Annotated in this window: 16 protein-coding genes and 1 tRNA gene; 8 read left to right on the top strand and 9 right to left on the bottom strand. The window is 38.0% G+C overall.

Annotated features, from left to right (window positions below; all coding sequences use genetic code 11):
• Positions 1 to 12: 12 nt before the first annotated feature.
• The 7 genes from treR to gltB form a co-directional block, all read right to left on the bottom strand.
• Positions 13 to 735, bottom strand: coding sequence for a trehalose operon repressor (gene treR / locus HMPREF2937_RS02875; protein WP_002480392.1), 723 nt, complete (start codon positions 733 to 735; stop codon positions 13 to 15).
• Between the two features lie 42 nt (positions 736 to 777).
• Positions 778 to 2,424 (bottom strand): alpha,alpha-phosphotrehalase, encoded by a 1,647-nt coding sequence (gene treC, locus HMPREF2937_RS02870; protein ID WP_070863998.1) that lies wholly within the window; start codon positions 2,422 to 2,424, stop codon positions 778 to 780.
• A 97-nt stretch (positions 2,425 to 2,521) separates the two neighbouring features.
• Positions 2,522 to 3,949, bottom strand: a complete 1,428-nt coding sequence (gene treP, locus HMPREF2937_RS02865; RefSeq protein WP_002480390.1) for a PTS system trehalose-specific EIIBC component — start codon at positions 3,947 to 3,949, stop codon at positions 2,522 to 2,524.
• Positions 3,950 to 4,087: 138 nt separating this feature from the next.
• Entirely contained in the window at positions 4,088 to 4,477 is a 390-nt protein-coding gene (locus HMPREF2937_RS02860) for a VOC family protein (protein WP_070863997.1), read from the bottom strand.
• A 178-nt stretch (positions 4,478 to 4,655) separates the two neighbouring features.
• Positions 4,656 to 4,748: transfer RNA gene (locus tag HMPREF2937_RS02855), tRNA-Ser, on the bottom strand.
• A 135-nt stretch (positions 4,749 to 4,883) separates the two neighbouring features.
• Positions 4,884 to 6,356, bottom strand: a complete 1,473-nt coding sequence (locus HMPREF2937_RS02850; protein ID WP_070863996.1) for a glutamate synthase subunit beta — start codon at positions 6,354 to 6,356, stop codon at positions 4,884 to 4,886.
• 24 nt (positions 6,357 to 6,380) lie between these two features.
• Complete coding sequence (gltB, locus tag HMPREF2937_RS02845; protein WP_070863995.1) at positions 6,381 to 10,871, bottom strand: glutamate synthase large subunit; 4,491 nt, start codon at positions 10,869 to 10,871, stop codon at positions 6,381 to 6,383.
• Between the two features lie 147 nt (positions 10,872 to 11,018).
• On the opposite strand from gltB, the gene gltC reads away from it, so the two are divergent.
• The 6 genes from gltC to HMPREF2937_RS02815 all read left to right on the top strand — a co-directional run bounded on the left by gltC (position 11,019) and on the right by HMPREF2937_RS02815 (position 15,492).
• On the top strand, positions 11,019 to 11,903 hold the full coding sequence (gene gltC / locus HMPREF2937_RS02840) for a glutamate biosynthesis transcriptional regulator GltC (RefSeq protein WP_070848075.1): 885 nt from the start codon (positions 11,019 to 11,021) through the stop codon (positions 11,901 to 11,903).
• A 198-nt stretch (positions 11,904 to 12,101) separates the two neighbouring features.
• Entirely contained in the window at positions 12,102 to 12,497 is a 396-nt protein-coding gene (locus HMPREF2937_RS02835; RefSeq protein ID WP_070863994.1) for a hypothetical protein, read from the top strand.
• 95 nt (positions 12,498 to 12,592) lie between these two features.
• Positions 12,593 to 13,705, top strand: a complete 1,113-nt coding sequence (locus HMPREF2937_RS02830; protein ID WP_002480384.1) for a YibE/F family protein — start codon at positions 12,593 to 12,595, stop codon at positions 13,703 to 13,705.
• Positions 13,702 to 14,484: a YibE/F family protein gene (locus tag HMPREF2937_RS02825; protein WP_002480383.1), complete on the top strand. Its 783-nt coding sequence runs from the start codon at positions 13,702 to 13,704 to the stop codon at positions 14,482 to 14,484. Before HMPREF2937_RS02830 ends, HMPREF2937_RS02825 begins: the two co-directional genes overlap by 4 nt.
• Positions 14,485 to 14,564: 80 nt before the next feature.
• A complete protein-coding gene (locus HMPREF2937_RS02820) occupies positions 14,565 to 14,837 on the top strand; it encodes a hypothetical protein (RefSeq protein ID WP_002480382.1) in 273 nt (90 codons plus the stop codon).
• Positions 14,838 to 15,195: 358 nt separating this feature from the next.
• The gene (locus HMPREF2937_RS02815) at positions 15,196 to 15,492 is read left to right on the top strand and encodes a HesB/YadR/YfhF family protein (protein ID WP_002480381.1); all 297 of its coding nucleotides are present in this window, start codon (positions 15,196 to 15,198) and stop codon (positions 15,490 to 15,492) included.
• A gap of 89 nt (positions 15,493 to 15,581) precedes the next feature.
• Here HMPREF2937_RS02815 and HMPREF2937_RS02810 read toward each other — a convergent pair whose 3' ends face one another.
• A complete protein-coding gene (locus tag HMPREF2937_RS02810; protein ID WP_002480380.1) occupies positions 15,582 to 16,589 on the bottom strand; it encodes a LysM peptidoglycan-binding domain-containing protein in 1,008 nt (335 codons plus the stop codon).
• A gap of 518 nt (positions 16,590 to 17,107) precedes the next feature.
• Between HMPREF2937_RS02810 and HMPREF2937_RS02805 the strand changes: the two genes are divergently transcribed.
• The gene (locus HMPREF2937_RS02805) at positions 17,108 to 19,585 is read left to right on the top strand and encodes a 5'-nucleotidase C-terminal domain-containing protein (RefSeq protein WP_070863993.1); all 2,478 of its coding nucleotides are present in this window, start codon (positions 17,108 to 17,110) and stop codon (positions 19,583 to 19,585) included.
• Positions 19,586 to 19,675: 90 nt separating this feature from the next.
• Here the strand turns inward: HMPREF2937_RS02805 and HMPREF2937_RS02800 are convergent, their stop codons facing one another.
• Complete coding sequence (locus HMPREF2937_RS02800; RefSeq protein WP_002480378.1) at positions 19,676 to 20,455, bottom strand: arylamine N-acetyltransferase family protein; 780 nt, start codon at positions 20,453 to 20,455, stop codon at positions 19,676 to 19,678.
• A 106-nt stretch (positions 20,456 to 20,561) separates the two neighbouring features.
• Between HMPREF2937_RS02800 and merB the strand changes: the two genes are divergently transcribed.
• Positions 20,562 to 21,161 (top strand): organomercurial lyase, encoded by a 600-nt coding sequence (merB, locus tag HMPREF2937_RS02795; RefSeq protein ID WP_070848087.1) that lies wholly within the window; start codon positions 20,562 to 20,564, stop codon positions 21,159 to 21,161.
• The last annotated feature ends 48 nt before the right edge of the window (positions 21,162 to 21,209 follow it).

Here is a 21,209-nt window from a genome sequence, read left to right as displayed (position 1 = left end):
TCATTTTCTTCCTTATCTTCTTGAGAAATCCACAAATCTGAATTCAGTCGCAATATGTTTTGCGATATTGTATTGGAATTTCGTTGTATCTTTTAAATGCACGACACCTCTGACGGTGGCAGTGTAAGGTGGATTTACTTGTCCGAAAGCTTCATATTCCGCTTCTCCAAACGCCTCAAACGTAATGGCCTTACTAGAATAACTAATCTCTTGTTTAAGTTGTTGCTCAATATATTCATAAAGCGAATTCTTCACAATCGTTTCTGTTAAACCTGGAACGACAGCTTCCACCAAGTAATCTTCATCTATAATTTTGACTCTGCCATCCATTTTACGATAACGCACAAGATGCCACAACACGGCATTGTTAGTTAAATCTAGTGCTTCTTGGACAGCAGGAACTTCTTGTGCTCGTACAGTTTCTAATAATTTCACTTCTGTTTCTAAAGTAATCCCTAAATTTTGTTGGACCTCTTTGAAACTTGTCAGCTTAGAAAACGGAAATTCTTTAACACCTTGATAAATCACAATTGAGCCTTTGCCTCTGATTTTTTGAATCATACCTTCACTGACCAATAAATTCAGTGCACGACGTACTGTTTCACGAGAAGCGTGATACATTGTGACCAAATCATGTTCAGAAGGCAGTTGTGCCCCATATTCTAACTTTTCATTTACAATTTGCGTTCTTAAATCATCATAGATCTTGGTGAATTTCTTCGGTTTCGTCATCATCGTTCTCACTCTATCCTTCATTCGTCTTAATCGTTATAGTGACTAGTTATCCTCTTGTGCAATGACAATCGCACCATAACCTTCAATTTCTCCATCTACAATCGTACCGCGCTCTAAAACAACCTCTCCTGTTGTTTCAAGATCTTCTGGTAATAAAGCCGCTTCTTTACTAAAGTTTGCAATTACCAACCATTGTTGATTTTGATACGTACGACGATAAATCATTAATTGCTTATCATCCATATATAATGGCGTTATATCTCCATACGTTATAATATCATGTTCATGACGTAAGCGGATTAATTCACGGTATGTTTGTAAAACAGAATGTTCATTTTCAATTTCATCTTCAACATTAATATAACGTGCGTTGTCTGGAATATCAATCCAAGGTGTACCACTTGTAAAGCCAGCATTTTCAGCCGGTGTCCACTGCATAGGTGTACGTGAATTATCACGAGATTTTTGCGCAAGAATCTGCATAATACGTGCTTCTTCTACACCTTGTTCTTTTAAATTACGGTACGCGTTCAACGATTCAACATCGCGATATTGGTCAATACTTGTGAAATGCGGATTAGTCATTCCGATTTCTTCACCTTGATAAATATAAGGTGTCCCTTGCAGCATATGCAGTGCTACAGCTAACATTTTCGCACTTTTTTGACGTAATTCCTCTGTTGAATCATCTCCAAAACGAGAAACAACACGAGGCTGATCGTGATTGCACCAGAAGATTGCGTTCCAACCGCCGCCTTCATGAATACCCATTTGCCATTCCATCAAAATGCGTTTAAGTGCTAAGAAATCATAATCTGCATACGTCCATTTTTCACCATTCTCATAATCTACTTTTAAATGATGGAAGTTAAACACACTATTTAATTCTTCACGCTCTGGTTTCGTATACTTAATACAATTTTCAATCGTAGTTGAAGACATTTCTCCGACTGTCATTAAGTCTTTGCCTCCGAATGTTTCTCGATTCATTTCATGAATGAATTCATGTACACGTGGACCATCTGTATAGAACTCTTTCCCAATCGCTTCAGAATCTTTGAATTCATCTTTGGAAATTAAATTGATAACGTCAAAGCGGAAACCATCTACACCGAAATCAATCCAATAATTGATCATGTCGTATAATGCTGCTCTCACTTCAGGATTTTCCCAGTTTAAATCTGCTTGCGTCACGTCAAAAAGATGTAAGTAATATTCATCGGTTTTTTCATCATACTTCCATGCATTACCCCCAAATTTTGACTCCCAGTTTGTCGGAGGCGTACCTTCTTTTGCGGGCTTACGGAAGAAGTAATAATCACGATATGGATTTTCTTTTGATGAAATCGCTGATTTAAACCACTCATGTTCTGTTGACGTGTGATTGATGACGATATCCATCATCACTTTTAAATTATGCGCATGCGCTTCATCTAGTAAACGTCTTAACTCTTCTTTCGTTCCGAAGTCTTCATTAATATTATAGTAATCACTGATATCATAACCATTGTCATTCATCGGTGATTGATACACTGGTGTTAACCAAAGGTAATCGACACCTAAATACTCTAGATAATCCATCTTTTCAATAATCCCGTTTAAATCTCCTACACCATTTCCTGTCGTGTCGTTAAATGATTTTGGATAAATTTGATAAACAACAGACTTTCTCCAATCGTTATGTTTCATAGTATGATCACCTTTTCCTCTCTCTTTATAAAAAAACAGAACACCTTTTATATGATGTTCTGTTTTTTAAACGTACGTTTTATATATCTATAATAACTTAATCTACCATTTCTTTTGCTTTTGTTTTCGCAAATTTTGAGAAGATGACTGTTAGAATGGCTGGTACAATCACCGCAATAACTGTACAAATCGCATAGACTACCCAATATTCTTTTTGGATAGAAATGATTGCGGGCACACCACCGACACCAACGTTACCTAATACTTTGCTGGCACCGATGAAAGCACCGAGCACACCTGATGTTAAAATTGCCGCAACAAATGGATATTTTAATGGAATGTTTACCCCGAACATTGCCGGTTCTGTAACACCTAGTAAACCAGACACACTTGATGTAATCGCTAAACCTTGTTCTTTTACCATCTTACGACGTTTGTAGACGTACCAAGCACCAAGCGCTGCTGAACCTTGACAGATATTTGAAATCGCAAGAATCGGCCATAAGTATGTCCCTTTTAATGAGCTACCCATTAATTGGAAGTCCACAGCTAAGAACATGTGGTGTAAACCTGTAATTACAAGCGGTGCGTAGAATAAACCGTAAATCGCGCCGCCTAACCAACCTGCGCGGTTGAATAAGAATGTAACGACATCTGTAATACCTGTACCAATCCATAAAGCAATCGGTCCAATAACTAAGAATGCAAGGAACCCTGTTACTAATAATGCGATAGGGCCTACAACTAACATCTTAATTGAGTCATGAACGACTTTGTTTAAACCTTTTTCAATTTGTGCTAAAACATAAGACGCTAATAATACGGGTAATACTTGTCCTTGATAGTTTAACTGTTTTACATCTAATCCGAAGATATGCCAAACAGGAATCTTAGATCCTTCATTTAAAGCATATTGTGATACCAATTGCGGATGCATTAAGACAAGTCCTAATACTAAACCAAGTACTGGGTTGCCACCGAATACACGCATACTACTCCAACCAATCAACGCTGGCAAGAAGATAAAAGCGGTTGTCGCAATCACGTTCACAATGTCTGCGAAGTCATGAATTTGCGGGAATTGTTTCACTAATGGTTGCGGACCGAATAAGTCCTCCATTGTTAAAAGGTTATAAATCCCCATTAATAAACCGGCAGTTACGATAGCTGGTAAGATTGGGATGAAGATATCCCCTAATAATTTTACGAGTCTCTGCAACGGATTACCTTTTTTCGCAGCCGCTGCTTTTACTTCATCTTTAGAAGCCCCTTCTTTACCGACTTCATTCATAAAACGTTTATATACTTCATCGACTGTCCCTGGGCCAATGACAATTTGATATTGATTATCCGCTTTAAATTGTCCTTTAACGAGCGGATTCTCGCTTAATTCATCCTTATTTACTTTATCATCATCTTTTAATACTAAACGTAATCTCGTGACACAGTGCGTCGCTGTCTCTAAGTTTTCAGCTCCCCCGATTGCTTCCACAATCTGTTTAACATCTTTATCTTTTACAGCCATCTGACTCACTCCCTTTATTTTATCTTTGAATCTATTGTACTTGTCTAGACAAGTTATGTAAAGGCTTTCATCAGAAATATTTTTAAAAAAGCGATAATCCTACAAAAAGATTACCGCTTCTTCGCTAAAACACCATCACTATGGACGCTCTATAATTTGAATTAAATTACCGCAAGTATCATCAAACACCGCAAACTTTACACCATTTCCCATATCCATAGGTGCCATGGTGAACCCTACACCTTGTTCTTTTAAATTTTGATAAGTTGCTTGTACATCCTCTACATCAAACATCGTGCAAGGAATCCCTTCTTGCTTCAGACCATCTTGATAAGCCTTTGCGACAGGATGTTGATTAGGTTCTAATAATAATTCAGTGCCTTCAGGATTCTCTGATGATACAACTGTCAGCCATCTGTATTCTCCCGCAGGTTCGTCTGCATGTTTTTGAAATCCTAATACTTCAGTATAAAATTTTAATGCATGGTCTTGATCTTCCACAAAAATACTTGAAACTTTGATTTCCATATGAGTGTACCTCCGTTGTTTCGTCACTCTTTCATTCCTTAATTTTGCACAATTTAAACCTATAGTTGAACCAAACCCTATAACGTTGAAGTTATAACAGAAACTAAAAAGGCAATCATTCAACGTAACAGTTGAGTGATTGCCTTTTTATATCTATTAGTCTTGGATTTAAAAATAATGGCGGAGGAAGAGGGATTCGACCCCCCGGGAGCCGTTAAGCCCCTGTCGGTTTTCAAGACCGATCCCTTCAGCCGGACTTGGGTATTCCTCCAAAATAAGCACAAGAACTATTATATGATATTTATAAAAAGAAGTCAACATTGCTTAAAAAATTAATGTTAAGTTTTGTGAGAATGACGCAAAATTAAAACACACAGCCATTTGATTATAGCTGTGTGTTGTATTATTAACTGAATACAGTTTGTTTTTGTAGATATTTGTGTACAGCTTTCGCAACACCGCGTCCTTCTTTAATCGCCCAAACGACTAAACTTTGACCACGTCTCGTGTCACCTGCCGCAAAGATATGCGGTTGACTTGTCGCATAATCTTTATCATTCGCAACGATACTGTTACGTTCTGTTTTTAAGTTAAAATCATTCGGTACGGTATTTTCAGTACCGATAAAGCCAATTGCTAACAAGACTAAGTCAGCTGGCCAATGACGTAAAGTATCATTCATTTCTGTTGAACCATCTGGTAGTTGTCGCAATGTTTGTGTATACACACCACGTACATTACCAAGCTTATCAACGTCGTAACGCATAGAGTTTTCACCATATGCACGTGGTTCAAAACCGAATTTTTCTTCGTATTCACTATGCGCATAATCCATTTTAAAGACTGGCATAGACATCGGCCAATATGGATTACCTTCTATTTCATAACGCTCTGGTAATCTTGTGAACTGGTTGAACTGTACAATAGATTTACAGTTTTCACGTAAAGCTGTTGCGACACAGTCGGCACCTGTATCACCGGCACCGATTACAATCACATTTTTACCTTCTGCACTGATTGTCGCATCTTCTGGTTTCAATTCACCATTTAAGATTTGTGTTTGTTCTGTTAAATAATCTAAGGCAAAATGGATACCTTGTCCCATACGGCCTTCAAGCGGTAAATCTCTCGCTTGATGTGATCCAGTACAAACGATAATCGCATCAAATTGTTCATCTAACGTTTCCCGGGAAATATCGACACCAACTTCTGTATCAGTGATAAATTTCACACCCGCTTCTTCCATCAAATGAACTCTGCGACGAACAACTGCTTTATCCAATTTCATATTTGGAATACCGTACATTAATAAGCCGCCTGGTTCATGGGCACGTTCATAAACTGTCACATCATACCCCTTCGCATTCAATTCATCCGCAGCTGTTAAACCAGCAGGTCCACTTCCGACAATCGCAACGGATTGTCCTAAGCGTTTCTCTGGTACGCGCGGTTGTACCCATCCATTTTCAAATGCTTCATCAATAATCGTTCTCTCAATCCCCTTGATTGCGATCGACTCTCGATTAATTTTCATCACACACGCTTGTTCACAAGGTGCTGGACAGACACGTCCTGTAAAGTCAGGGAAGTTATTAGTTTCAGAGAGACGTTCATAAGCCTCTCTGAAATCACCGTGATAAACTAAATCGTTCCATTCTGGAATATAGTTACCGATTGGACAACCGATTGTTTGTCGTCCTAAACTTTGACCTGTTTGACAAAACGGTGTACCACAATCCATACAACGCGCACCTTGACGCTGTGCATCTTCTTTAGTGAAACGCTGCTGGAATTGAAGATGGTTCGTTAAACGCTCTGCTAACGAAAGTTCCGGCAGTGCTTGTTTGTCATATTTCATAAAACCTTTGAATTCACCCATATCTAAACACTCCTTCTTATTTCGTTAATAAACAACTGAGAATGGTCCTTCTAAGTCTGTTGCTTTACGTGTATCGTAGAAGGCATTCAAAATTGCTGCTTTAGAATTGTCTGCTTTACGTTCTTGATCTTCAATTTTATGCATCATTAATTTGTAGTCTTTTGGAATAACTTTGACAACTTTTTGAGCCACATGATCAAAATCAGCTAATACTGCTTTGGCTTTTTTGCTGTCTGTGTATTGAACATGTTCTTCTAACATGTCTTTAATAATTGAAAATTCTTCTGGTTCAGTAATGGTATCGAAATCAAGTGTTGGCAATGCATTGTACGATTTGAAGTGTTCCACATCATCAGGGAAGATGTAAGCGACACCGCCACTCATACCTTGACCGAAGTTGTCACCGACATTACCTAATACGATGACACGACCGCCAGTCATATACTCTAAACCATGATTTCCAATACCTTCTACAACTGCATGAACACCACTGTTTCTGATACAGAAACGCTCACCGGCATAACCGTTAATAAAGGCTTTACCGCTTGTAGCGCCATAGAAGCATACATTACCGACAATAATATTTTCTTCACGTTCTTCATTTGGCGCATTAATGATAATCTTACCTCCGGATAAACCTTTACCAACATAGTCATTGGCATCACCTGTATGATGAATTGTTAATCCTGAAGGTGTAAATGCACCGACACTTTGGCCTGCATGGCCTGTAGTTTCAACATAGATTGTATCTTCGGGTAAACCTTCCGCTCCATGTGCACGAGTAATCAAGCTGCCGGCAGTCACGCCTACATCACGTTGCTCATTGCACAACTTATATGTCCCTCTAAATGACGTACCGTCTTGAATTGCTGCTTCAGCATCCGGAATCAATTCTGTTTGATCGAAACCTTTTTCTAAGTGATGCTGTTGCTCAATTTGTTTGAATGTCGGTCCTTCATTTTGATAAAGCAACGGTGCCACATCAAGTGAACGTGCTTTTTCATTAGCTACCGAATGATTTGCTTCTAATAAATCAGTTCGGCCAATCAATTCTTCAACAGAACGTAAACCAAGTTCAGCGAGTACTTCACGTAATTCTTGTGCAATAAAGTGCATAAAGTTAACAACGTGATGTGCACGACCGTTAAAGAGTTGACGTAAATCTTCGTTTTGTGTAGCCACGCCGACAGGACATGTATCTTTATGGCACACACGCATCATGACACAACCTAAAACAACTAACGGTGCTGTCGCAAAACCAAACTCTTCAGCACCCAATGCACAAGCATAAGCTACGTCATGTCCAGTTAATAACTTACCGTCTGTTTCTAAACGGATACGTGAACGTAAATCATTCATCATTAATGTTTGATGCGTTTCTGCTAGACCGATTTCCCAAGGCAATCCAGCATGTTGAATACTTGTTTTAGGTGAAGCACCTGTACCGCCGTCATAACCGCTGATGACGATTTTGTCAGCAAAGGCTTTGGCAACACCTGCCGCAATTGTACCGACACCACTCTTAGATACTAATTTCACAGCGATATTCGCTTGAGGGTTCGCATTCTTCAAGTCATGAATCAATTGCGCTAAGTCTTCAATTGAGTAAATATCATGATGAGGTGGTGGTGAAATCAAGCCGATACCTGGCGTTGAACCACGTACTTCAGCAATCCAAGGATAAACTTTCGTACCTGGCAACTGTCCGCCTTCCCCTGGTTTAGCACCTTGTGCGACTTTAATTTGAATTTCAGTCGCATGTTGTAAATAATCACTTGTTACACCGAAACGACCTGATGCAACTTGTTTAATTGTACTTGTATAATCTTCACCTTCTGGACCTTTCACATAACGTTCAGGGTCCTCTCCACCTTCACCGCTGTTACTCTTACCGCCAATTAAGTTCATCGCTTCCGCTAAAGTTTTATGTGCTTCGGCAGAAATTGAACCATAACTCATAGCACCTGTATTGAATCGGTGCACAATATCTTCAATCGGTTCAACCGCATCAATACTGATCGGTGTACGTGATTTGAATTTCATTAAATGACGAATACGATCAGTACGTTGGTGATTCACTGTTTTTGAATACTCTTTGAACATGTCATAGTCATTTTCACGACATGCATGTTGCAGCAACCTAATGGTAGTTGGGTTGAAAGCGTGATATTGACCTTGTTGACGCCATTGGAACGTACTGCCTGATTCAAGATGTTCTTCTTTACGACCTTGACGTTTTTTATTTTCTTCATCAATCAAATCAATCGTTAAACCAGATAACTTAGATTGAGTACCTGTAAAGTATTTATCGATGACGTCATGTGATAAACCGACTGCTTCAAAGATTTGTGCACCTTGATAACTTTGAACCGTTGAAATACCCATTTTAGACATGACTTTTATAACCCCTTCAGCTAACACGTCTGTATAAGTTTTCACTTGTGCTTCAACAGGTCCGGATAATTCACCTTGTTCTACCATTGCCGCAATTGTTTCTTGTGCTAAATAAGGTACAACTGCGTTAGCACCATAACCTAATAAACAAGCGACATGGTGGACTTCGCGGATTTCTCCACCTTTCGCAACTAAACTTGTTTCTTGGCGTAAATCTTCAGTAATCAACGCCTGATGCAAGTAGCTGACTGCAAGTAAAATCGGAATCGCGTAGCCAGGTTCATCACGTAAACTGCTGTCATCTAAGACTAAAATGTCATAACCCGCTTTAACCGCTTCAACCGCTTTCTCTCTCAACACTTCTAGCGCATCTTCTAAGCTACCACTATATACTGTAGATAAATGTTTCGCACGGAATGGTCCGTTCTCTGCTACTTTTAATTGCGCTTCTGTTAAAACAGGATGTTTCAATTGAAGACGATTCAACGCATCTGTATCAGGTACAAGCAAGTTACCTTCTTTACCTAAGTATGACAATTCACTTGTGACGATTTTTTCACGATACGCATCAATTGGCGGATTCGTAACTTGTGCGAATAATTGTTTGAAGTAATTGAATAACGATTCAGGACGTTCATTCAATACCGCAAGCGGGGCATCATAACCCATCGCACCGATTGGATCTTTCTTACCACGTACTAATTCAGCCATATATTTATGAATTTCTTCACGTGTATAACCGAATTGTTTTTGTAAACGTTCAACCGTTTCAAAATCCCAACCTTTTGATTCAAACGGCACTTCCAAATCTAAATCGACTTTATGTTTTTTCAACCATGTTTCATAAGGCAACTCGCTTGCGATTTCTGCTTTCAACATATGGTTATGTACCACTTCGTGTTTATCAAAATCAACAAGTAATAAACGACCTGGATTCAAGCGACCTTTAAATGCAACATCTTCTTCCTCTACATCGATTACACCGACTTCAGAAGAGAAGATAATATAGTTGTCTTTCGTAACTGTATAACGACCTGGACGTAAACCGTTACGGTCAGTCAAAGCACCGATTTTGTCACCATTACAGAAAGCAATCATCGTTGGGCCATCCCATGGTTCCATCATATAACTGTAGTACTCATAAAAAGCACGGACAGCACTTTGGTTAGCTTTGCTGTATTGCCATGGTTCAGGCACTAATAACATCGCAGCTTTCTCAGGTTCCATCGCAAGCGATAAAAACTCAAGCGCATTGTCGACAATTGCAGAGTCACTGCCGTCTACATCTAATACAGCATGTACTTTTGGTCGATCATTTTCATCAAAAATTGTTTCAACTAAACGTTTCTGACGTGCACGCATCCAGTTGACATTGCCTCGAATCGTATTGATTTCACCATTATGCATCAACAAACGGTTAGGATGGGCACGTTTCCAACTAGGAAATGTATTCGTACTGAAACGAGAGTGTACTAAACCTAATTTAGATTCATAATCAGGATGATTTAAATCTTCATATAATCCTTTAATTTGGTCAGAACGTAACCAACCTTTATATACAATTGTTTTCGGAGATAAACTTGTGAAGTATAGTTCCAACTCTTGTTCATCACCGTAAAATTCAATTTGTTTACGTGCGAGATATAAGCGTTTCGCCGCATCTGCACTATGATTTAAATCGATAAAGACCTGTTGAATGACCGGCATTGTTTCAGCAACATGTGGTGCAACAGCTGAAACATCCACAGGCACATCGCGATACCCGATCACGCGAAGACCTTCAGTTTCAAAATAGGCTTTAAAGATTGTTTCGTGTCTTGAACCTGCAATGCGTTCATTAGCGAAAAAGAAACCGACAGCGTAGTTACCTTCTTCAGGTAAGTCTAAGTCTGTCTGTTCTTTGAAAAATTTAAATGGAATTTCAGTCATAATTCCTGCTCCATCACCAGTCATCCCGTCAGCACCTATTCCCCCACGGTGATCCAAACGGCGCAGCATTTCTAGTGACTTAATGACAATATCATGCGATCGTAAATTGTCCATGTTTGCATAAAATCCTATGCCGCAAGCATCATGTTCGTTTCTTGCATCGTACAAACCTTGATTCTGCTCATTTACCATGCTTGCTCCTCCTTTAAATATGCGTTGTATGAATTTTCAGATTATTATCGATAACTATTATAATATAGGAGGGTATTCTTCTGTTCAATTCAAAAATTAGATGATATCATTCTAATAATTAGAACAATAAGTGTGGTGCAGAAAATCATGGAATTTAAACAACTTAAATACTTCATTGAAGTTGCTAAAAGAGAACATTTATCTGAAGCTGCTTTAGAACTGAACATTGCGCAATCAGCCATCAGTCGCCAAATTTCACAATTAGAAGAAGAGTTAAATACAAAACTATTCAGAAGAGAAGGCCGAAATATTTATTTAACCGAAGCTGGTCAACGCTTTATGACCCAAGCAACGAAAATTGTCGAACAAACTGAACAAACTTTAAATATGTTTCGACACGAACAAGAAGCTGAAGCTAAACGTATTAAAATCGGTTATGTCGAAAGCTATGTCTCACAACTCTTAACATTACTCATACAAAAATTTGAAAAAGAACATACAACAACACTCCTCCCTATGAGGCAATCAAATGAAACATTATTAAAATCAACTCTGAATCGTGATTTAGATGTAGCATTTGTTGATTTAACTTCTTCATTAAAGAAATATAATGAAATTGAAATCATACCGTTATTCGAAGATAACTATCAATTATATGTGCCAAAACAAGATCCATTAACTGCGACAGTCAATCCGCCTTTAAAACAACTGAATACACAACCGATATTTTTAATGGCAGATTTACCTCAGCCACTGATACATCTTCTTGAAAACACAGCGAAATGTACTACATATCGTATTTCAACTGAACGTTTAGCAAACTATTTATTGAGACATAATCGCGGTTATGTCATTACACCACAATATATTGCTTTACCAGAAAGCGAACAGTTTGTACGTTTAAGCCTAGCGCACACAGAACTCAAACGAACGTTATGCGCAATCGTCAGAAAAGATAATCATAAACCAGAACTGACTGCTTTACTCAAAGAAATTACTACCCTGCTTTCTCATACTTCGGTTTATCATTAAAATGAACAATAATATTCTGTTCTTATTAAAACCTCTACGACATGTCGATATAATTCGGCGCACCGTAGAGGTTTCTTTGTTTGTTAATTTTGACTCTTAAATCATTTGATTTTCTATTAAACAAACGCTTCCAAAAATGACTTCTTTATTATAGATTTAAAGTTATAATACAAATAAAAGATAGAAAGGAACTTTTCAATGCGTTACAAACTTAAAGAAAAAGATTTATTAGAATGTTTGAAACTTCATCATCCAGAACATGAATTTAAAGAGGGACGCTTACTCGTCGGTCAAAACAAACGTAACAATTTAGAAATTTATTATTTAGGAGAAGAAGATTTTTTCGCGGTGGTGACGGTTGATTTCTTCACTTTTGATTTCCTTGAAATAACACTCGTAGAAAAAACAAGCATTGATGAAATTAATTTGAAAGATGGTTTGCTGTATAGAAAAATGTTTGTGAAGGTCGGCGATGAAATCGTGAAATATAGTACATCTCGAATGTTGCTCACGGACTTCCAACAAGCACATTATAATAAGTTCATTGACGGACAAAAAGAACGCGTTATTTATAAAGACGGAAAGTTTTTGTAAAAATAATATATTTGAAATCATTGGCATTCTGCTTCCATTAAGCTTATAATCACGTTGTTAATATTTGATTGAGAATCTTAGAAAGGGTGACGGTTATGTCATTCAAACAAAGACTGCATCAGCCGTTTTCTTGGGTGTTGATCAGCTTTGCGGTTATTTTTATCGCAAGTCTGCTATTCACATTATTTAATGCCCGTTTTTACCACATGCCTATTGGTGAAATTACAAAAATTCATCACCAAAAGTCGGTTGATGTAACGGATGAACATCATAATCAAGATACAAAATATACGGAACAGCTTAACTTCAAAGTATTAAATGGAAAGTTCGAAGGTCAAACCGGAACCATTAAGCACACTTATTATCAATCACAAGTGGACTCTGAAAAGTTTCATGTGCATAATAAGGTGCTGTTACATATTAATAAGCATCCGAATGATGCGACGATTATAGAAAAGAAACGCGATACATTAGTGGTAGCCATCACTGGTATCTTCTTACTGATAGTATTATGGGTTGGCCGCAAAGTCGGCATACAATCAATTTTATCGCTGATTATTAATAGTGGCGCTATCTTAGGCGCCATTGCGATTCACAATGCGGTACCCTCAGTCAGCCTCTTTTGGTTAATGAGTTTGGCAGTGATACTAGCAACTGTCATTACATTACTATTAGTCACAGGTTGGCATTGGCGGACACTCATTACCGTTATCAGCACTCTATTCGGCACCTTTATTTGTGTCGGTATTGCAGAGTTGGTGATTCAAGCTACAGGCGGTTCTGGTATTAAATATGAAACGATGGATTTACTGACATTACCGCCTAAAGAAGTCTTTATGGCTTCAGTAATTGTCGGTACATTAGGTGCTGTGATGGATGTAGCAATTACTATCGCAAGCGGTATGTATGAAATCAAAGAACGTACACCTGCGATTGATTTAAAAAGATGGGCACTAGCCGGCCGACATATCGGCCAAGATATTATGGGTACGATGACTAACATCTTACTCTTCTCTTATTTAGCAGGCAGCTTACCGATGATGTTGATCTATTTAAGAAACGCCAATACGATTACCTACACTATTTCTATGAACTGGTCATTAGAAATTGCACGTGCGCTCATTGGCGGAATTGGTATTGTGTTAACGATACCTGTCACGATTTTATTAATGGAACTCTGGGTGAAAGTAAGGGGTGAGCAGACATGAATGCGGTAGTTATTTTAGCCTTAATTCTTTTGATTTTAATGATCATCTTCGGTGGTAAAAAAGGCGCCATTTCTTACGCCATGTTATTTCTGAACTTTGTCTGTGTATTGCTTGCTTTGATTGCGATTGTATTGCAGTTACCCATTCCGATTATCGCTTTAATCTTCTGCATAGTAGTCGCAAGTTTGAACTTATTTGGTTTAAATGGCAATAATGTTAAAACACAAGCTGCCTTTTATAGTACTTGTATTACGACACTTGTTTTATTAAGCGCAATATATCTAGCCGTGGCATTCGGTCATTTACAAGGGTTTGCGGCCGAACAACAAGACGAAACCTACGTTTACTCTATGAATATCGGTATTAACATGGTTCAGTTTATGGTCTTCACCACCTTGCTTGCGGTCATTGCGGCAGTGGTAGACCTTGCCATAACAATCAGTTCACCAATGTATGAATTAAGCGAAACGAACCCTGAATTAAATCGACGAGAATTGTTTAAGTCAGGCATGCGTATAGGCAGAGAAATTTTAGCTACTTCCGCAAATACCATTTACTTAGCATACTTTGGTGGCCAATTAACGTTATTCTTTTGGTTCTTTAAATTGAATTACTCTTTCGGCCATATCATTAACTCTAAAATATTCGCACAGGAATTTGTTTCTATCCTATTTGGAGGCATCGCAGTTGCGATGAGTATACCGATTACTGCCTGGATAACTGCTTGGCTAATCAAACGTCAAACAAAAGCTAAAGTCGTTCAGACTACACAAAACTAAGGCGAGTCAATCTATCGTCATACATTTTGCACAATGTTATAATGTGTAGGTATCTAATCAGGATAGGAGGTTTATTTTTCATGGCAAAACAACCTAAATCAAAATTACGTCGTTTATCTAATACGTTAAATATTGTCGGTTATGGTATTGAAGCTTATAATGCTTATGCCTATGATTCTAAAAATCGTAAATTATCAAGCATCGGTTTAGCGATTAACGTCACAGGAGGCATTCTTGATTTCTATACAGCATTAAAATCAGGACGTTTCCTTACAAAAGTATTCTCTTTCGCAAACTTGGCAACAGTCGTTGTCACTTCTTATAACCGCTTCAAATCATTAAAATCAAAATAAATTTAAAATGAAGGCTCTATTTTATGTCACTTGGATATAAAATAGAGCCTTCATTTTTTCGATGATACAACTTATTCCACTTATTCTATTTGAAGTTCCACTGAATTAAATCGCTGTCTTTGGTAGTTATGACAACCTATTCATCCAACTTAACACACAAAGTTTCACTTTCATTCAACTAATTTGTCCAATCTATTACAACTGATTATCAATTCATTTTTTAATAGCTTTAAATACAGATTGTGCAAGACTTTTCTTCAAAAGACTGCTATAATCGGTGGTAAATAGAGATATATTTCAATAGTACTTCTGCCTATCGACACAGTTTAGTATGCAGCAACACCTAGGAGGTAACAACATGAAACTTCAAATCACTGACGAAGCATTGAAATGGTTTAGAAACGAATTAGACTTAGAGCCAGGAGATAAGGTCAACTTCTACGTACAAGCTTATGTACACACTGGTTTACATGAACATTTTACAACTGCATTCAAGATTGAACCGCATGACAAAAACGCATCTGTATCAGTTACAGTCGACCGCATCACATTCTATATCAACGATTCTGATGAATGGTTCTTCAAAGGGCTAGATTTATTAGTAGATTACAACTCTGAAACAGATGAAATTGAATACAAAAGCACAAAACTATAAAATAACGAGAGGTATTGGTATAACCAGTTCCTCTCGTTTTTCATATTAAAAACCCAGAGGCCTATCCACCTCTGGGTTTAACATCCAAATTAATGAATGAAGTTATAATAGCCGACTTGGCTTGCTGGAATTGTACGGTAAGTTGTGTAACCTGGGTTGCCTGTAAAGTTCATTTCAGACACCAATACACTGCCGTCACCATTAATACGTTCTACGAAAGCAACATGGCCGAAGTAACCTGCATCTGATTGTAAGATTGATCCTACTGTCGGGTTACGGTCTACTGTGTAACCATCTGCACGTGCTGCGTTGTCCCAATTGTATGCATGCCACCAGTAAGTACTGATTGGTTTGCCGATTTGAGCACGACGGTTAAACGTATGCCATGTACATTGACCCCAGTCGTATAAATTAGAGTGATTGAAAACTGGTGAATAGTATCCACCTGTTGATGTTGATACACCTGGTGATGGCGAATTTGTATTCGCTGCAGTTGTACCTGTCACTTTTAATTTTTGGCCTGGATAAATAAAGAAGTTATTCAAACCATTTAAACTCATAATGTTTTGGTAAGTTGTACCGTATTTAGATGCGATCAATGATAATGAATCACCTGGTTGCACTGTATATACTGAACCACCTGAAACACGTGTCGTATTAGAAGTTGTCGTACTGTTAGATGCTGTACCTGACACCTTCAATACTTGTCCTGGATGAATTAAGAAACCGTTTAAACCATTTAATCGCATAATATTTTGGTAAGTTGTACCGTATTTAGACGCGATTAATGACAATGAATCACCCGGTTGTACTGTATAAGTTGAACCACCTGAAACTGATGATCCACCTGAAGTACGTTGACTGCTTGTATTAGCAGAACCAGCTACTTTTAAGACCTGGTTCGGGAAGATTAAGTTTGAACTTAAGTTGTTTAATGATTTAATGTTCGCAATTGACGTATTATGACGTTGAGCAATTGACCATAAAGAGTCACCAGCTTGGACTCTATAAGTCGTAGCTGCATCTGCAGCTCCAGCTGTTGCGATAGCGGAAACCGCACTTGTTCCTACAACAGCAGCAATAATTTTCTTTTGCAATGGAAATGCCTCCTGACAATAGTATATTCTCTCTTTCAGTCTTGAATCTTCTGTTCTGCCCCAACAGAAGTTCAATAACCGTTTTCTCTCTTTTCCACCTATACACTTAATTATTATACACATCATTGAGCAAGGCTATATTATTATTAGATGACATTTGTATTACAAAAGATTCTTTTAACTTTTTTAAATAGTAATGTAAGCGCTTAACTTATTGATATAATAGCTTTGTGTAGACCTAATAATCCTGAATCTCATACTATTCGTATCTCTTCTATTTAATACATTTTTGAAAGGTTACAGCCTCATAATGTATTCAAAAACCTACTTTTCTAGAAGACTTTCTATCCTTTATTATCCAATACAAAGCTTCATCATATTAATCACACAATTTGATTAAATAATTTACAAAATTAACAAAAAGACAATACCCCTCTACAACTTTCATTGATAAGATAGTGTTGTATGCATGACATGCATATATAACTTCATACGAGATATAGAAAAGGAGGCTCCTCATGCACAAGCTACTTATCAGAACCTGCTTCTTAGTTGCGATGTTGTTCATGGTATTCAGTTTCACAAGTTTCGCAGCAGAAACAATGCAACCTGAAACTAATACAACAGATGTAAAAGTCGAACAGCCGGCACCGACACCTGCATCTGACACAACAACGCAGTCAACACAAGCAATACCTGAACCTGTTCAATCATCAGCTTCACCAGAACAACCTGCAGAAGATGTTGCGTCAAAGACTGATTCAAATGAACCGGCAGTGACAACAGAACAGGCACCTACAGATAAAACAACACCACCGGCAACACAAACACAGACGGTTGAACCTAAAACAGAAGCAACTGTTCAATCAAATGAACCAGCGCAAAAGACAGCACCTTCAACTGAAGCTACTCCAGATACAACACCAGCTGTATCTGAACCTAAAGCAGCTGAACCGACACCTACAACGACACAACACACGAAAATTCTTCACACGAACGATATGCATGGACGTATCTTAGAAGAAGACGGACGTGTCATCGGGATGGCTAAATTAAAAACAGTCAAACAACAAGAAAATCCTGATTTAATGTTAGATTCTGGTGATGCTTTCCAAGGCTTACCAATTTCAAACAATACGAAAGGTGCAGACATGGCAAATGCTATGAACGAAGTAGGTTACGACGCAATGGCAGTCGGTAACCATGAATTTGACTTCGGTGTTGAACAAGCACAAAAGTACAAAGAACAATTAAACTTCCCTATTCTTTCCGCAAATACATATAAAGATGGGAAGCTTATGTTTGACCCTTACACAATCGTGAACAAAAATGGGATTAACTACGGCATTATCGGTGTGACGACACCAGAAACAGCTGTCAAAACACACCCAGATAACATTAAAGGTGTCACATTTACAGAACCGATTCCTGCTGTCCAAAACATCATGAATCAAATTAAAGCTCAAACAGATATCTTTGTTATTTTATCCCACCTAGGCATTGATCCTTCGACTAAAGCAGAGTGGCGTGGAGATACACTTGCGGATACCCTCGCACGTGACCGTCGTTTCTATGACAACGAAATCATCGTATTAGACGGCCATTCTCACTCAGTTATTGAAAATGGCAAAATTAATCATAATACTTTACTAGCACAAACAGGAACAGCACTCGCTAATATCGGTAAAGTTGAATTCGATTATCAAAATGGGACTATCTCTAACTTGAATGCTTCATTAATCAACGTTAAAGATACAGCAGATGTTACACCAGACCCTGCTTTACAACAACAACTTGATGAAGCTAAAGCGAAATTCGAAGCTCAAGTTTCAGAAGTAATCATTCCTAATAATACAATTCAATTCCAAGGTGAACGTGATGACGTGCGCAGACACGAAACAAACTTAGGTAACGCAATTGCGGACAGTATGGAAGCATACAGCCAAAACGGCTTTTCCCATCCTGCTGATTTCGCAGTCACAAATGGAGGCGGGATCCGTGCTTCTATCGACAAAAACCAAGATGTTACACTAGGCGATATCATTACTGTCTTACCTTTCGGCAACACGATTTCACAAATCCAAGTCAAAGGGACAGATGTCGCAAAAATGTTTGAACATAGTTTGAGCGCACCTGTTGAAAATGGACAATTAGGCGCTAACGGCGCGTTCTTGCATATTTCTAAATCAATTCGTGTTTATTACGATATTAATAAAGCACCTGGCGAACGCGTGTTAAAAATCGAAGTATTAAACAAACAGACACAACAATTTGAAGCGTTAGATCCTAACCGTACTTACTACATGACTACAAATGACTTTACCGCTTCAGGCGGCGACGGTTACGACATGTTAGGCGGTTTACGTGAAGAAGGCGGCTCTTTAGATAAAGTCTTCTCAGATTACTTAAGAGAAGCAGACTTATCACAATACGACACTGACAAAATCAGCCGTATTATCAACGGTCAACCACCTGTGGCACAAACAGAGGAACAAGCAGATACAGAAACACAACCAGCGACTGGCGATACTGCACAACCAGCACCAAATACAACAACACCTGCAGTACCGACACAACCATCATTACAACCTGTCGCAAGCACACAAACAACGCAACCAACAGCTTCAACTTCAAATGTAATTTTGTTCCCTGCAGCTACAACAACAGCACAAGCAGGTACATCACAAGTTAATGCGTCACAAAACAGCGCATCAATGACAGCACATCAAACAACTACAGCACAGGTTAACTCAGCTGTGACAAACCTAGAGACAATTCAGTCTCATCTAACAACAAAAGCTTCAAATGTTTACCCATTGCATGCCAACCATGCACAACAACAAGCTAAAACAACTTCAACTACGAAAAATGACTCAAACACTGAACAGACTTTACCGGATACAGGAAGCAATGATCTTCCAGTATGGCCAATCGGTTTAGTACTGACAGGTTTAGGTGTGGCATATATCTCACGCAAACGAGATCATGCGGCATAAAAAACACAGCACAACTTCTGATTTTTCAGAGGTTGTGCTGTTTCTTTTTCTCACTTATGATTTTACTGTTTTCATCTCATAACCGTATGACTATTCAAATGTCTGAATCGTCATTTCAGGAATTCCAAAGTACTTTTCTAAGAATGCTTGATAATTATCAGGCGTTGTATCTTGAACAGTCTTCTCACCATTGACCAATAATGTTAAATGATTTTCAGTCAACGTATTACGTCCGACTTCGGTTGCTATTGTGATCAATAAACCTTGCACAAAGATAGAATCTGGACTGGATTGGTTAAATTCAATGCCATCTTTAAAATCATCTAATTGTTTTGGCTCATTTAATACACGATAGCTAGTCTGCCATTGATGATTATCATTAGACCATTTTTCAATATCATAATGTGTCTCATCGACGTGATGCACACGATAACTGCCTGTCACGTCCTGCATACTCGTTTCATCCATCGGCAACGCAAATTTCGGCATATCTCCAAAACCGACATCTACAACATACGGTACACCTTCAATTACGACTTGAAGTGACATATGCGAACCTTCACGCGCCCACCCTTTTGGACTTAACACAGTTGCAGATAATGCCTTCACTTCAAAACCTTTATATTCCAGATAATGTTTAAAGAAATAATTCATTTCATAACAAAAGCCTCCACGTTGTTCATCAACAACTTTATGCATCATCGCTTCATCTGTTAACGCAAGCGGCCAGCCATTTTGTACATTGATATTCTCAAAGGGTACATGCAGCGCATATTGTCTGATATAGGCATTTAATGTTTCTAAACTTGTATCATGGTATTGATCAGTATCTATTTCTAAATATTGTTCTAGTCTTGCAAAATCCACCATACTTTATCTTCCCTTTCTATATATTTTGTTTTATTTGTTTAATATGTTTAATAGGCGTAGAATTAAATCGAAATTATTACGATTAAAGAGAAAGGAGTCGTTTTAGATGCATTACTTTAATTTTGATGCGTTACTTACACCGCATGAACATCAACAAAGACAATCTTTAATTCGAGAGATTGTTAAACAACCGACTACTCCCCCTGCATTTACAGACGCTTATCAAACATTACTTGATAAACATGTGATTGTTGTACAAGACCACCTTATCACTTGTCTCTATCCTTTTGCGACACATCCAACTTCATTTAAAGTTCAGCTTTCAAATCATACCACTGTCTATGCGATGTGTGCGATTGATGCATTAGGCATTCATTATGCCTTGAATGAACCGATTCATATAGAAGCACAATGCGCAGAAACGAAAGAACCGATTCAAATCTCACTTAAAAACGGTCAACTTAACACTGAGAATCCAGCTATCTATGTATTATTTAAAAATTTATGTTCAGAAACACAGTGTGCAGACAGTTGTTGTCCTGAAATTCAATTTTTCATCAATAAAAACGCATTAGATCAATACTATCACACACATATCAATCAAAATATTGCGGTCGAAAATCATACAACTTATCACGCTTTACCACTTACTGAAGCAGATACGGTTGCTAAAGAGATTTTCGAAATTCGCGAAATCAATGAATAGCAAATTACTTAAATAATAGGGGTCGGGACATAAATGTTCTGACTTCTA

This window comes from Staphylococcus sp. HMSC061G12, assembly GCF_001838465.1.
Classification (GTDB): domain Bacteria; phylum Bacillota; class Bacilli; order Staphylococcales; family Staphylococcaceae; genus Staphylococcus; species Staphylococcus simulans.
Note: the sequence above shows the minus strand (reverse complement) of the source record. Positions and strands in the feature narration are given on the sequence as shown.